This window comes from Niastella koreensis GR20-10, from assembly GCF_000246855.1.
GTDB lineage: Bacteria > Bacteroidota > Bacteroidia > Chitinophagales > Chitinophagaceae > Niastella > Niastella koreensis.
The window spans coordinates 4,017,453-4,030,719 of record NC_016609.1; the positions used below are offsets into that span (position 1 = coordinate 4,017,453).

At 43.2% G+C, this 13,267-nt stretch carries 15 protein-coding genes; 8 read left to right on the forward strand and 7 right to left on the reverse strand.

The annotated features are described in order from the left end of the window. The first annotated feature begins 165 nt into the window (after nucleotides 1-165). Together NIAKO_RS15580 and NIAKO_RS15585 are read left to right on the forward strand one after the other, a co-directional pair. Nucleotides 166-2,574 (forward strand): ABC transporter permease, encoded by a 2,409-nt coding sequence (locus tag NIAKO_RS15580; RefSeq protein WP_014219414.1) that lies wholly within the window; start codon nucleotides 166-168, stop codon nucleotides 2,572-2,574. A 49-nt stretch (nucleotides 2,575-2,623) separates the two neighbouring features. Continuing rightward, nucleotides 2,624-3,004 (forward strand): YciI family protein, encoded by a 381-nt coding sequence (locus NIAKO_RS15585; RefSeq protein WP_014219415.1) that lies wholly within the window; start codon nucleotides 2,624-2,626, stop codon nucleotides 3,002-3,004. 8 nt (nucleotides 3,005-3,012) lie between these two features. Here NIAKO_RS15585 and NIAKO_RS15590 read toward each other — a convergent pair whose 3' ends face one another. From NIAKO_RS15590 to NIAKO_RS15615, 6 genes are all read right to left on the reverse strand, one after another. After that, a complete protein-coding gene (locus tag NIAKO_RS15590; RefSeq protein WP_014219416.1) occupies nucleotides 3,013-4,218 on the reverse strand; it encodes an MFS transporter in 1,206 nt (401 codons plus the stop codon). A gap of 195 nt (nucleotides 4,219-4,413) precedes the next feature. Beyond that, entirely contained in the window at nucleotides 4,414-5,847 is a 1,434-nt protein-coding gene (locus NIAKO_RS15595; RefSeq protein ID WP_014219417.1) for a pectate lyase, read from the reverse strand. Nucleotides 5,848-6,194: 347 nt separating this feature from the next. Beyond that, nucleotides 6,195-6,572: a response regulator gene (locus NIAKO_RS15600; protein ID WP_133055277.1), complete on the reverse strand. Its 378-nt coding sequence runs from the start codon at nucleotides 6,570-6,572 to the stop codon at nucleotides 6,195-6,197. Nucleotides 6,573-6,622: 50 nt separating this feature from the next. Next, complete coding sequence (locus NIAKO_RS15605) at nucleotides 6,623-6,874, reverse strand: RNA recognition motif domain-containing protein (protein ID WP_014219419.1); 252 nt, start codon at nucleotides 6,872-6,874, stop codon at nucleotides 6,623-6,625. Between the two features lie 48 nt (nucleotides 6,875-6,922). Beyond that, the gene (locus tag NIAKO_RS15610) at nucleotides 6,923-7,207 is read right to left on the reverse strand and encodes a hypothetical protein (RefSeq protein ID WP_014219420.1); all 285 of its coding nucleotides are present in this window, start codon (nucleotides 7,205-7,207) and stop codon (nucleotides 6,923-6,925) included. 27 nt (nucleotides 7,208-7,234) lie between these two features. Continuing rightward, nucleotides 7,235-7,684 (reverse strand): cold-shock protein, encoded by a 450-nt coding sequence (locus NIAKO_RS15615; RefSeq protein WP_014219421.1) that lies wholly within the window; start codon nucleotides 7,682-7,684, stop codon nucleotides 7,235-7,237. A 288-nt stretch (nucleotides 7,685-7,972) separates the two neighbouring features. Here NIAKO_RS15615 and NIAKO_RS15620 point away from each other — a divergent pair, with 288 nt between their 5' ends. Beyond that, nucleotides 7,973-8,218, forward strand: coding sequence for an RNA recognition motif domain-containing protein (locus tag NIAKO_RS15620; RefSeq protein ID WP_014219422.1), 246 nt, complete (start codon nucleotides 7,973-7,975; stop codon nucleotides 8,216-8,218). A gap of 92 nt (nucleotides 8,219-8,310) precedes the next feature. Here the strand turns inward: NIAKO_RS15620 and NIAKO_RS15625 are convergent, their stop codons facing one another. Further along, nucleotides 8,311-8,598 carry an RNA recognition motif domain-containing protein gene (locus tag NIAKO_RS15625; protein ID WP_014219423.1) on the reverse strand — a complete coding sequence of 96 codons (288 nt, stop codon included), beginning with the start codon at nucleotides 8,596-8,598 and terminating at the stop codon, nucleotides 8,311-8,313. 516 nt (nucleotides 8,599-9,114) lie between these two features. Here NIAKO_RS15625 and kaiC point away from each other — a divergent pair. The 5 genes from kaiC to NIAKO_RS15650 are packed head-to-tail and all read left to right on the forward strand — an operon-like array spanning nucleotide 9,115 to nucleotide 13,161. After that, nucleotides 9,115-10,836 (forward strand): circadian clock protein KaiC, encoded by a 1,722-nt coding sequence (gene kaiC, locus NIAKO_RS15630; protein ID WP_014219424.1) that lies wholly within the window; start codon nucleotides 9,115-9,117, stop codon nucleotides 10,834-10,836. Then, entirely contained in the window at nucleotides 10,820-11,149 is a 330-nt protein-coding gene (locus tag NIAKO_RS15635; protein ID WP_014219425.1) for a circadian clock KaiB family protein, read from the forward strand. The genes kaiC and NIAKO_RS15635 overlap by 17 nt, the downstream gene beginning before the upstream one ends. A 1-nt stretch (nucleotide 11,150) precedes the next feature. Next, nucleotides 11,151-11,468 (forward strand): circadian clock KaiB family protein, encoded by a 318-nt coding sequence (locus NIAKO_RS15640; RefSeq protein WP_014219426.1) that lies wholly within the window; start codon nucleotides 11,151-11,153, stop codon nucleotides 11,466-11,468. Between the two features lie 10 nt (nucleotides 11,469-11,478). Beyond that, entirely contained in the window at nucleotides 11,479-12,750 is a 1,272-nt protein-coding gene (locus tag NIAKO_RS15645) for a sensor histidine kinase (protein WP_014219427.1), read from the forward strand. 9 nt (nucleotides 12,751-12,759) lie between these two features. Continuing rightward, nucleotides 12,760-13,161, forward strand: coding sequence for a response regulator (locus NIAKO_RS15650; protein ID WP_014219428.1), 402 nt, complete (start codon nucleotides 12,760-12,762; stop codon nucleotides 13,159-13,161). Nucleotides 13,162-13,267 lie beyond the last annotated feature (106 nt).

Here is a 13,267-nt window from a genome sequence, read left to right on the forward strand (position 1 = left end):
AATTTGAGGCGGTCCTTTTCATTTTCCATACTCAATACCGTACACTTTTGTAACGAAAGCGAACATGGGAGAAACAAGGCTCACATCAATATATAATTGATTGTCAAAGCAGTAACAACCTGGCATTTGCTTCGTGGTGATTTATGATCCAGCAATTAAAAAAATATGTTCCGAACCTGGTTCAAAACCGCCGTCAGAAGCTTTACAAATAATAAAGTTTTCTCCTTCATCAATATCTTTGGTTTAGCCATTGGCTTAACCTGTTTTGTGCTGATCGCAATTTTTATTTTCAATGAACTGAGTTATGATCGCTACTCAGCCAACGCAAAAGATATTTATCGTATAAACTTATCAACAATCGGCAATGGCAATGTTGCTGTTTATCCAAATGTTGACTATGCTGTTGGCGAGGGAATGAAAAACGCTTTTCCTGAGATAAAAGAATTTGCAAGATTGTCGCCGGCTACTGATTTTGTAAAATACGACGACAGGAAATTCAAAGAAGACAAGCTTGCCTTTGCAGATTCAAATTTCCTGCAACTGTTTTCTATTCCTTTATTGGAAGGAAATAACAAAGACGCCCTCGTTCAGCCAAACAGTGTTGTTATTTCAAAGACCCTGGCAAAAAAATATTTTGGAAATGCGGATCCTATTGGTAAAACCCTGGTAATCGGCTTGCATGATGCGCTGTATACAGTAACCGGGGTGTTTGACAAAGTTCCGGATAATTCTCATTTTCATTTTGAAGCGTTCTTAAGCATCACATCATGGCATGTAACAAAACCAAGCTGGAGCAACTTAGGTCTGTACACTTATTTGTTACTGAATAAAAATGTTGATCCGAAAAAATTAGCGGCTAAATTTCCGGTGTTGGTTGCCCAATATGTTGTGCCGGAAGTGCAGCATGATATGGGCATAAGTTTGGCTGAAGCACAGAAATCAGTCAATACATTTATTTTTTCATTACAACCGCTTGAAAATATCCATCTTTACTCACACACCAAATATGAAATTGACCCAGGCGGCGACATACAATATGTTACAATTTTTTCTGTGCTTGCGGTGTTTGTTTTATTGCTTGCCTGTATAAACTTCACTAATCTTTCCATTGCCCGTTCAGTAAAAAGAGCCAAAGAAGTGGGCATACGCAAAGTAATGGGTTCTGCCAGATGGCAATTGGTAAAGCAGTTCCTTTCTGAGTCGGTATTATTGAGCTTTTGCGCCATGTTTGTTGCCGTTCTTTTCCTGTTTGTGTTACTTCCCTTTTTTAACCAGCTTTCAGGCAAACAAATAAGTATCGGTTATTTGTTGAATTATAAATTCTTACTTGCATTGATCGCCTTGTTGTTCCTGGTTGGGATACTGGCAGGTATTTACCCTTCATTCTTTTTATCAGGATTCAATCCAGTCACCGTTTTAAAAGGCGCTCCGGGAACAGGGCGCCATAAAAGTCATCTGCGCGGCGGGTTGATCGTGTTTCAGTTTTTTGTTTCAACAACGTTGATTATTTCCACCCTCATCGTTTACCGGCAATTGCGCTATATGCAAAACAAGAACCTGGGTTATGAAAAAGAACAGGTTTTGTTTTTGCCCGACGGAAGGCTGATGGGCGACAACCAGGAAGCATTTAAGCAAAGCGTGTTGAAAGATAGCCGTGTCGTTGCTGCCACCATTGCGAGATCCGTTCCGGCCGACAATTTTATAGATGGAACAGAGGTATACCCCGTAAATGAAAAAGGCAATGGCACAGAGATCCACATGAACATTTATCATGTCGACTATGACTATGTGAAAACACTGGGTATTCAAATGCAAAAGGGAAGATATTTTTCGGAAGATTTCGGTTCAGACAGCAGCGCTGCGGTAGTTAACGAAGCTGCAGTAAAGGAATTGGGATGGAGCAATACAGATCCTATTGGCAGGACCATTGTACGTTCGGGACGGCAGGCGTTTAAAATTGTGGGAGTGATGAAAGACTTTAACTACACATCAGCCAAACAAAAAGTTGCGCCCTTAATGATGTTGCTGGGTGGAAACCGCGGTGGCTTCGTCATTAAAATAAAAACGGCCGATGTAGCCGGATTTTTAGCTGCGCTTAAGGAAAAGTGGAATTCATTCAATCCGCAAGGCCCCCTGAACTATGTTTTTTTAGATGAAAAGTTTGCAGCCATGTATGCCGGCGAGATCAGAACGCAACAAATATTCTTTGTATTCGCCATCGTTGCCATTATTATTGCAAGCCTGGGATTATTCGGACTTTCTGCCTTTGTAATTGAACAACGCACAAAAGAGATCGGCATCCATAAAGTATTGGGTGCGTCTGTGCAAAATGTACTATTGCTGGTATCAAAGGAGTTTTTGTGGCTTATTGTTATCGCATTTGTTATTTCCATTCCTGTAACCTGGTGGAGCATGCATAAATGGCTGGAGAATTATGCATACAGAATAAACATAGGCTTGGCAGTATTTGTCATTGGCGGATTGGCCGCAACATTGATAGCCGTGCTTACCATCAGCTATCAATCCATCAGGGCGGCAACGGCAAACCCGGTGAAAAATCTGAGAACGGAATAGAATACTTACCTTTAAGCAAGGCTTCTCAAACACCTTTAAAAAATCCACCATGGCAAACGAATTTATGCTGTACATCCGCAATGCCGGTGATGCAAAGGCAAACCTCTCTGCCGACGAGCATTTGAAGTTTATAAAACAGTGCGAAGTATATATTGAGCAATTAAAGTCAAAGGGCAAACTCATAGCAGCGCAGCCATTATTACGCGAAGGTTGTATTATTACAAAAAATGACAATACCTGGAACACTTCATTAGTCGATCCCACCAAAGAGATCCAGGTAGGTTATTACCACATCCAGGCAGACAGCGTTGACGAGGCGATCGAGATCGCCAAACAAAATCCTGAATTTGCCTTTGTTCCAACAGCCAGTATTGAAGTGAGACCTGTAAAGACAAAAGAAGCGCAGACCAATTTTGTTTATCCGAAATAAGAACAGTTTCACCGGGGGTCCTCCATTCTGAATATAATTACCATCGCCGATAGCACCGTTAAGACGCCCACTGTAACAACAGATGTATTGATCCCAAAGTTATCAGCAATAACACCGGTAATAACGGCGCCGATAGCATAGCCTGCATCGCGCCAGAGGCGAAATACGCCCAGGCCGCCGGCCCTGTCTGTTGGATGTGTATTTTCGGCAATAGTGGCTAAAAAGGTAGGATAAACCATGGCAGTGCCCCATCCCAGCATAACCGACAGCAAAACATAATGCATCATTGAATTGGCAAAAGGAAAAAACACCAGTACCACTCCCTGTAACAGCATGCCGGTGAACAGGAGTTTCTTTTTTGAAAAGTGATCGGCCATTTTTCCTGTAAACAACTGACCAAAGCCCCAGACAGCCGGGTAAACGGCCGTTACAATCCCAATTTTATCAATGGAAAATCCTTTCGATGCCAGCAGCATCGGGAATATGCCCCAGGCCATGCCATCGTTCAGGTTATTGATCAATCCGGCCTGGGTAACTGAACCCAGGTTCCTGTTTGTCCACGTGGTTTCCCAAAAAACATTTTTCAGCATACGCACTCTACTCGCGGTTGTTTCGGCAGCCACATGATGACGGGTATCTTTTACCAGCAGCCAGCTGCTGAACAGGCCCAGCATGGATAGTACAATACCGGTATAGAACGGGTAAGGCCGTAAGCCATAGGTAGCCGCTATCCAGCCGGTTAAAAATGCCACGGCGGCCACTGCTATGTACCCGGCAAATTCATTCAGCCCCATGGCAAAACCACGTTGTTTCTCCCCTACCAGGTCAATTTTCATTATCACTGTACTGCTCCAGGTAAGGCCCTGGTTTATACCCAGCAATACATTGGCGGCAATGATCCAGTTCCAGTTTTCGGCAAACATTAAAATGAACGGCACCGGCACACCTGACAGCCAGCCAATGGTCAATAAATTTTTTCTACCAACCTTATTGGCCAATGCGCCGGTAAAATAGTTAGTGAGCGCTTTAACAACACCAAAAACAACGATGAAGGAAAGAATGGCCGTTTTGGCGGCAATATGAAATTCCGCTTCTGCGATCCGGGGAAGAATAGTCCGCTCCATGCCAACCATGCCGCCCACAAATGCATTGATGATCACAAGCAGGGTAAATTGCTTCCAGTTCTCCTTTAATCCTAATTGTACCTGTTCCAATTTGATGAACCGATTTGTTGTTAAAGGTAAGCGACTGCCATCGACCTTTCCCAATTTATTAGCTGATCTTCAAACAGGTAAAAAGGTATAATCTCTTCCGTGGTTTCAACTGCCCGCGGTTTCTTTCGCAATTAATCCAGCCTCGCCGAATTATAAAAGTTTACCGTCCGGATCTGCCCTTTGAACCAGTCTTTTTTATTCAACCGCACGCCTAAAGCAAGACTGCCCATGCTTTATCAGCCAGCGGTTCCGGCTGTCAAGCCGGTCAATAATAACTTTCACGCCTGCTTCAGATACAGGTTCATTTTCGGCATGCTCCTCCCGGCTGAGGTGATACCAGGTCTGCGGAATATCAGCCCCTTCAAATTCACCTGGCATCAGTGGAGAATCATGCGTCACTTCTTTCGGTGACAACGCACTTATTTTTGCATACTCATCTTTCAGGTATTGAATATTTATATAACTCTTCCCCGGATAATGCCCCAACAATCTGGCATCGGAGGTATCTGCATAATAATAACCATAGATGACATTGGCGCCTTTGCGATGAACAAAGATGGGTTTATCGTTGGCCGGATTTACATAAAGCGGATGGGTATATTTTCCATTCTGCGTCATGCGCTCGGGAAGCTTTGTCTTTTCCAGCCATTTGGCGTCCTGAATATGCGCCAGGTATTTCCGGTCGCCGGTGTACCGATAGAACCTAAGCAACAACAGGCAATTATTAAAAGTATAACGGGGAAGATAATCTGCCGGTTCATAAGTCCTGGCGCCGGCCACCTGCCTATTCATATCGTACTGCTGCCCCCATGCCCCGTTTTTACCCTGCACCAATAAATAGAAATTCATTCCCTTGTTGATCGGTTCCAGAAACCTGCTTTCACCCAGGGTTTCATAACATTGAATAAGAAAAAAAACGTTCTCCCAGATCACATCATCGTTGAAAGTATAAAAGGAAGAATAGTCGGGATGACCGGCCTTATTAAAATCGTGTTTAAGCGGGTAACGTTGCGGCCATCCGCCGTTGGGATACTGGCTTTTGAGGATAAAACTGATGGCCTTATCGAGTGCCGGTTTGTATCTGGGATCGAATTTCTCCAAATATAATCTCAGCAGTAAACGGGCTGCATCAGATGACACATCATCATCGTAAGTGCTGTTACCATAGTAATGTTGAAACTCCTCGAGCCGCCATCCATTTTTTCCGATGGTGGCATACCATTTTTTAAGCGAGCGGTCGCCTGCAAAATCAACCATATAATTCCATCCGCCCTCATTGCTCTGTCCCCAGATCATTGCCTCTCCTGCCCTTTCCGCCTGCTGGTAAAAGTATTCGTTACCCGTAGCGTCATAGGCGTCCAGCAACATATGACCAACGCTTACGGTGCCCCCGTCCTGTACCCAGATCATGGTTTTATAGGCTTCCATTTCGCCCCATCGCCTCGACAGATCAGGCAAATAGTACCACACATAGCCGCCATGCGTACTCACGCTGTCGGCCATATACCGGGTGGCCTTTAACATGGTTTGTTCCGCTTGTTGAGGAAGCGGGAGCTGACGGGCAACAACAACATGACAGTACAGGATAGCAAACAGGGTAACAGTTTTGCGCGGAATGGAAGCAAGCATAAGATCGTTGAAATAGATGAAGCAATTGTATAATAAACCTTTATAAATATAGTACAATACTTACGAAATCCCGGGCACGAATAAAAAAGCCCTCCCGCAAAGAAAAAACTAACCGGCAAGGATGCCTGAAGAGTATTCATCATGTCTGAAAAAGATGGTATAAAGTCAGGTGTTTTCGCATTGGGTCCCTGGTAAGGAGATAACGACGCCAGCCCGCTTTCAATAAGTAGCTTACAGGAAAGGTCCGTGCGGCCAATGTTTGCCACGGAGGGTGCATTTACAACAGTCCACTGAAACCAAATGGCAGGTAAGGTGTTTTCAGGCGGAGGATGGGGCAATCCCTGATCTTATTGACCTAACTTTTCTGATTCCGCATATACTTTATGAAGCTGTTTACATATATCTTCATAATCCTTGAAGGAAAAAGGCTTTAGGAAAACCGAAACAGTATCTTTCCTGTACTGAGGGTAAATAATATCCTCCAGCATTTGGGGGAAATTGGAGAGAAAAACAACCGGCGTATCGTTGTGAGTCAAAAATTGACTAAAAAAATCTTTTATAAGCTCTCCGGGAAAAAAATAATCAACCAACAAAACATCCGCAGTCTGTAACGAAGGATGTTTTATAAGTTCAGAAACCGAATAAACAACATCAACAATATTAAACTCCCTGGGTAAGCAGGAAAGATTTAACATCGCTTCGGCGTTTTCCGGATCATCGATCAATACTATTAAATTAAGTAGCATACCTATTTAAAAACGGATCTTTCATTAAATTACCATCTGGACTCTATCAGATATTCGTTAACTGATATTTTTTTCCCGTCAAGTAGACTTTGATCAAGCGATTCAATTGCCTGCCGGCCTTCCTTTTCGTTGGGCATTTCAATCATAGCATTTCTTTTTGAACGGCCACTCATTTTATCTTTCATCACCTCAGCCGTTGTCACAAGGCCAAAGGCAGAAAATAATTTTCGCAAGTCGCGGTTTTCCGTATTCAAACTAAGATTAAACACCTGTATATTCATATTCACTTTTTATTGGAAATATTTTTCTGATCTTTTTCTGCGGATGCATTAGTTATTAAAATACAAATAAACGCCACGCAGCCAGTTAAAAACTGACAACTCACTTTTAGCTTCCTTTGGCAATTGTGTTGAAATTAATTCTTCAATTTGCAGGCCCTCGGTAAAAGTCATTTTGCCAACGGAAGTGCCAAAATAATTAATCATGAACAAAACCTGGTTACCGTTGAACCGGTTAAAAATTCGCCGGTCGGGTTCATTATTTTGCAGGGAGTGATTTAACCCAATTTCCCAATCATAATCACTTTTACGTAAATGCTCTCTTAAAATCACCATTTATAACCGGTTTAAGATGTGATAATATTATTTAGCCAGGGATACGTCAGTAGCCAGCAGCCCCTTGGGGCCATTCTGCACCAGAAATGTTACCTTGTCATTTTCCTGAACCGAACCCGACAAATCATTAACATGAACAAATATGCGTTCACGTGTTTCAGCATCGATGATAAAACCAAAACCTTTTTGTGTGTTAAAAAATGAAACAGTGCCTTTCCTGGGCAGATCCGGAACTCTGTCTTCGCTCTTAGGCACACTGATTTGAATATCTTCCTGACGGAAAGTTTTCATTTTTCTTGGATCAGGAGGTCTGTTGGTAAGGTTTCCATTTTCATCCAGGTAAGCCAGCATATTTTGCATATCGCCGCTTTTTCCCTTAGCCTTTCTCTCTTTCATTTTCTCCCTTTTATCTTGTTGCTTTTTCTGGCGTTGTCTTTCACGATCTCTTTTTGTGAATGGTTCTTGTGATTTTGCCATAACAATTGCTAAGTTATTCCTGTACAACAGGAATATTGTTTGTATGTGGTTTATAAATAAACTAACTGTTCAGGGGTGGCTTATGATCGGCCTTAACAGGTGTTGTGAAGATTCAAAACAGGTGCAGGGGAGATAATAAGAAATTGAAGGTACCAATAATAAATTAGATTTTGGTAAATATTAAACGTAGCTTTAAAGACTGGCTTTTTATTGTGTAGTATCCTCCCTTATAGTTTGCCCACCCATACACTATACCTGGTCAATCTTATAATCAGTAAATCAAATACAATGCGTTTATTCATTAGCAACCTGAACAGGTTTACTACAACTTCTCAAGTTGTAGCGCTTTTAATTCCTTTTGGCTTCGTAAAATCAGCCAAACTTAATATGAGCATCCTGAATGGCTATTCCGAGGGAACAGCAATGATAGAAATGGAATACGATGCCGGCAGTTCGGCTATCAGGGAACTGAATGACCGCAGGTTTATGAATCGTTATATTAAAGTGGAAGAGAACTTTGGTGCTTTTGCCTGAAGATGATACATCCATATATAAAATATAAAAAGCCCCTTACGGGGCTTTTATCTGAAACCGGAAAGAATTTAGTATATATATTCTTGTTATAACTATTTCCAAAAACCGCTTCTTCCATTATTACGGGCAGGCCTGTCTTCTTTTGGCTTTGCCACAGATACGCTGATGGTCCTGTTTTCCACTGTGCTACCATCCAATTCTGCAATTGCCTTTTTGGAAGCTGCTTCATCGGTCATTTCAACAAATCCGAAACCTCTTGATCTGCCAGTTTCTCTATCTGTGATAACTTTAGCTGAAGTTACTTCTCCATAAGGAGCGAAAAAATCTTTCAAGTCTTCGTCATGTACGTCGAAGCTTAAATTTGATACATAAATGTTCATTTGTAAATAATTAATTGATAAATAATTTCGAGGAAGGCAAGAAGTAAGAAACTAACTTAAAGTGCAGATAAACTGGACGATGTAATTAATGAATACTAATGCGAGGCTCAAATTAACTATGCGAAGATAGGGTTTATTTATTACAATGTCATAATTAAATGAAATCAGACGATATCCGCGCATCAATTTGAATACCATATTGAAATATCAAACATTGCCAATCAAAAAGCCATCCTGATTCCCCCCATGCCACCGGCGAAACCGGGGTTCGCGTGGAATTGATTGTGCCTTATAAAACGGAGAAATGATCTTCCTGTAGCACCCGTTTCAGCTAAAACAGGCATTATATCCTGATGCCGGTTCTTCACAGATCCGGCATTTGTTTTTATTGGTAATAAGCGAACGGGAACGGTATCCCCAACTACCGGGGATCGCGGGTGTATTTACGGCAAAAAGAAGGGAATTTCGCTAAAAGGTCATAAGTACTTATTTTTATAATCGGACAATCAATACGATATGGCTTCCAAATCAAAAAATAACGCGGCAAAACAGATTGAAAAAAGTCCTTCCGGCATTAGTGGGTTTGATGAAATAACCAGTGGGGGCTTACCAAAAGGCAGGCCTTCGTTAATTTGTGGGGATGCCGGGGCGGGTAAAACGCTGTTTGGGATTGAATTCATTGTAAAGGGCGCCGTGCAATATGGCGAACCCGGCGTTATTTTGACTTTTGAAGAACGCTCCGCTGATCTGGCTTCCAACGTGGCTTCCCTGGGATTCGATCTAAAGAAACTGGAGAAATCCAACCTGTTGCAGATCGACTATGTGCATGTGGAAAGAACTGAGATCGAGGAAACCGGTGAGTACGACCTGGATGGATTGTTTATCCGGTTGGCGCATGCCATTGATAGCATTAAAGCAAAAAGGGTATTGTTGGATACCATAGAAAACCTGTTTGGTGGCCTGTCAAACACCGCCATTTTACGGGCGGAACTACGGCGTTTGTTCAACTGGTTGAAGGAAAAAGGGGTAACGGCAGTAATTACCGCCGAACGGGGAAAGGGTTCTTTAACCAGGCAGGGATTGGAAGAATATGTTTCAGACTGCGTGATCCTGCTGGATCACCGGGTTACCAACCAGATCTCCACCCGCCGGTTACGGGTAGTTAAATACCGGGGATCTATCCACGGAACCAATGAGTACCCGTTTTTAATTGATGAAGATGGTATTTCGGTGCTGCCGGTCACTTCACTCCAATTGAATAAGGAGGTTGGCTCACAACGGATCTCATCAGGCGTTGATTCGCTGGACAATATGTTGGATGGCAAAGGTTTTTACCGGGGTAGTTCTATATTGGTGTCTGGCACGGCCGGAACCGGCAAAACCAGTATTGCGGCTACTTTTGCCAATGCCGCCTGTCTTAGAAAAGAGCGCTGTTTGTTCTTTGCCTTTGAGGAATCGCCGCAACAGATTGTGCGGAATATGAGGTCCATTGGCTTGAATCTGCAGCAGCATATCGATGCGGGGCTTTTGCAATTCCACGCTTCCCGCCCTACCCTGCATGGGTTGGAAATGCACCTGGTAACCATTCATAAAAAGATAAAAGCCTTTAAGCCCAAAGTTGTCATCCTGGATCCCATCAGCAACCTGACCTCTACGGGGCTGCTGACGGAAGTAAAATCCATCCTGGTGCGATTGATCGATTTTTTGCAAACCGAGGGTATCACCGTATTATTTACAGCACTCAACGTCCTATCGGGAGCAAACGAACAAACAGATGAAGGCGTATCCTCACTGGTAGATGCCTGGATCACTGTAAGAGAGATCGAATCGGGCGGAGAACGCAATAAAGGTTTATACATCATGAAATCGAGGGGGATGAACCATTCCAACCAGATCAGGGAGTTCCTGATAACGAATAAAGGTATTCAATTGGTTGATGTTTACATCGGGCCGGAAGGCGTGCTCACCGGTTCTGCCCGCGAAGCGCAGCAACTTTTGGAAGCAACAGGCGCCGAATTGCGTACGTATGCCGTGGGCCGTAAAGACCGGGAAATTGACCGTAAACGTAAAATACTGGAAGCCAAGATAGCTTCCCTGCAGGAAGAGTTTGCCTCATTACAGGAAGAGTTGAACAAGTCGTACCAGGAAGAAGACCTGCGCAAGGAAATTATGGAAAGAAACCGGGCCTCATTATCAACCAAAAGAACCAACAAATCGCTGAATGGCAAAAGGAAGTAAACCGGCAAAAAAGAAAACCGCCAAACCCAAAGCAAAAAAATGGGAGCTTAGATTATATATTGCCGGTAATACCCCAAAATCGATCGCGGCGCTGGCGAACCTGAAAAAATATTGCGAACAGCACCTTGCCGGCCAGTATAGCCTTGAGGTCATCGATCTGTTGATCCAGCCGCAATTGGCTGCGGGCGACCAGATTTTTGCTGTTCCCACCCTGGTACGTAAAGTACCGGTACCTATCAGAAAGATAATCGGAGACCTCTCCAATGAAGAAAAGGTTTTGGTAGGATTGAACATAAAACCTGTAAATAAGTAATATGGGTAAAAAGCAACCGTCTTTGCCAGACACTACAGGCGCTACAGTACATGCAGCGTATGTATTTCGACTGTATGTGACGGGCGCCTCCCCAAACTCTTCAAGAGCTATTATTAATATAAAAGAGATTTGTGAAATTTATTTGAAAGACCGGTATACATTGGAGATCATTGATGTATACCAACAACCCATGCTTGCTAAAAGCGAACAGATCGTTGCCCTGCCGTTATTGGTGAAAGTTTCGCCTGCACCCACCCGGAAATTGATTGGCGACCTTGCCGATAAAGAAAAAGTTTTGAAAACGCTGGGGTTAAAATGACATTATTTACATGAAGCACGAAAAAACGATAACAGACCTGCGGGCCGAATTGGAAGAACTCAGGCATCAGTTATTGGAAGCTCATGAAACCATCGATGCCATTCGTACCGGGCAGGTGGATGCCCTGATCCTGGAAAGCAATGGCAGTAATGAATTGTATACGCTTAAAACGGCCGATATCGCCTACCGCGTCTTTATTGAAAAAATGACCGAAGGCGCTGTAACCCTTAGCAGGGATGGATTTATATTATATTGTAATCAACAGTTTGCGGTAATTGTCAATCATCCCCTGTCTGCAGTTATTGGCAGTTCTTTCAGGGTTTTTATTGCCGATGAGGACCTGGCCGCGTATGATCAGCTTTTTGAAAACTGCTGGCAGCAGGACAGTAAGGAAGAAATCCGGCTTAAAAACAGCCACACCGGCATTCCGGTACAATTGTCGATGACCGCGCTGCAGATAGAAGGTACCAGGGCTTTAAGTATTATTATAACGGACCTTTCCGCCCAAAAGAAAACGCAGCTGCAACTGGAAGAAGCAAACCGTAAATTGCAGATCATGAATAAGGCGCTTGAAGAAAGCAATCATGACCTGCAGCAATTTGCGTCGATAGCCTCGCACGACCTGCAGGAACCGCTGCGTAAGGTGCAGATGTTCTCGAATATGTTATTGGAAAAGAACGAGGAATTGCATGGCGATTCAAAAAGGTTCCTGGATAAAATACTGGATGCTACCAGGCGGATGAAAATTTTAATTGTAGATGTACTGAATTATTCCCGGCTTTCGGCCCGGGACCCCATGCGGGAAACGGTTGACCTTAATAAAGTGGTGAATGAACTGCTGGAAGATCTTGAATTGATCATCCTGGAAAAGAAAGCCGTGGTAAGGGTAGGCGAATTACCCAGTATTGCAGGCAACAAAGGGCAGATCAGGCAGGTTTTTCAAAACCTGTTATCAAACGCTTTAAAATTTACGCGGGCAGACCATAGGCCTGTGATTGACATAACAGCCCAAACGGTAGCCGAAAAATATGCGCAGCATAGTACAGAAAACAGCCGGTTTACCCTGATCAGGGTTAAAGATAACGGGATTGGCTTTGAAGAAAAATACCTGGAAAACATCTTTGCGTTATTTGAGCGGCTGCATACAAAAGACAAATTCGAGGGTACGGGCATTGGGTTGGCCATTGCCAGGAAAATAATAGAAAAACATGGTGGTGCTATCACTGCCCAAAGTAAAATAGGTGCAGGCGCTGAATTTTTAATTTGGTTACCCATGCAATAATAAAAAAGGATGACAAAAAAAATTCTACTGGCCGAGGACGATTATGATGATCAGGAATTCTTTTATAACGTGCTTACTGCAAGAACGGATGCGGCCATTTTGCATGCTGTGGAAAATGGCGAAGAAGTAATACAGTTCCTGAATGATACCACCACGCTGCCGGATGTGATTATCCTGGACCAGAACATGCCTAAACAAAATGGCTTGCAAACCCTTTGTTTATTGAAGGGTAATGACCGCTACGCGCATATCCCGGTTGTGATCTATTCTACATATACCAATGAATTACTGGAGGCGCAATGTTCATCGCTCGGCGCCCTGATGACGGCGGTAAAACCAGTGGATAAGAAAGGTTATAACGACATGATCGATCAAATACTGGCAGGTATCAGCAGTTTTTCAACGCATTGACACGTTCTCCTTAATCCATTGTAACCTCCACAGTTCCTAATGGTGGAACTTTGATATATTTATTTCCTTTTACATACAATTTTTCGTCGTTTACATACTCACCCCT

Excerpts from the sequence above, each read along its gene's own strand:
- kaiC (WP_014219424.1), top strand. The coding sequence starts at position 9,115 with ATGGCTTCCAAATCAAAAAATAACGCGGCAAAACAGATTGAAAAAAGT.
- NIAKO_RS15620 (WP_014219422.1), top strand. The coding sequence starts at position 7,973 with ATGCGTTTATTCATTAGCAACCTGAACAGGTTTACTACAACTTCTCAA.
- NIAKO_RS15645 (WP_014219427.1), top strand. The coding sequence starts at position 11,479 with ATGAAGCACGAAAAAACGATAACAGACCTGCGGGCCGAATTGGAAGAA.
- NIAKO_RS15640 (WP_014219426.1), top strand. The coding sequence starts at position 11,151 with ATGGGTAAAAAGCAACCGTCTTTGCCAGACACTACAGGCGCTACAGTA.
- NIAKO_RS15625 (WP_014219423.1), bottom strand. The coding sequence starts at position 8,598 with ATGAACATTTATGTATCAAATTTAAGCTTCGACGTACATGACGAAGAC.
- NIAKO_RS15580 (WP_014219414.1), top strand. The coding sequence starts at position 166 with ATGTTCCGAACCTGGTTCAAAACCGCCGTCAGAAGCTTTACAAATAAT.
- NIAKO_RS15635 (WP_014219425.1), top strand. The coding sequence starts at position 10,820 with ATGGCAAAAGGAAGTAAACCGGCAAAAAAGAAAACCGCCAAACCCAAA.
- NIAKO_RS15595 (WP_014219417.1), bottom strand. The coding sequence starts at position 5,847 with ATGCTTGCTTCCATTCCGCGCAAAACTGTTACCCTGTTTGCTATCCTG.
- NIAKO_RS15650 (WP_014219428.1), top strand. The coding sequence starts at position 12,760 with ATGACAAAAAAAATTCTACTGGCCGAGGACGATTATGATGATCAGGAA.
- NIAKO_RS15610 (WP_014219420.1), bottom strand. The coding sequence starts at position 7,207 with ATGGTGATTTTAAGAGAGCATTTACGTAAAAGTGATTATGATTGGGAA.
- NIAKO_RS15605 (WP_014219419.1), bottom strand. The coding sequence starts at position 6,874 with ATGAATATACAGGTGTTTAATCTTAGTTTGAATACGGAAAACCGCGAC.
- NIAKO_RS15615 (WP_014219421.1), bottom strand. The coding sequence starts at position 7,684 with ATGGCAAAATCACAAGAACCATTCACAAAAAGAGATCGTGAAAGACAA.
- NIAKO_RS15585 (WP_014219415.1), top strand. The coding sequence starts at position 2,624 with ATGGCAAACGAATTTATGCTGTACATCCGCAATGCCGGTGATGCAAAG.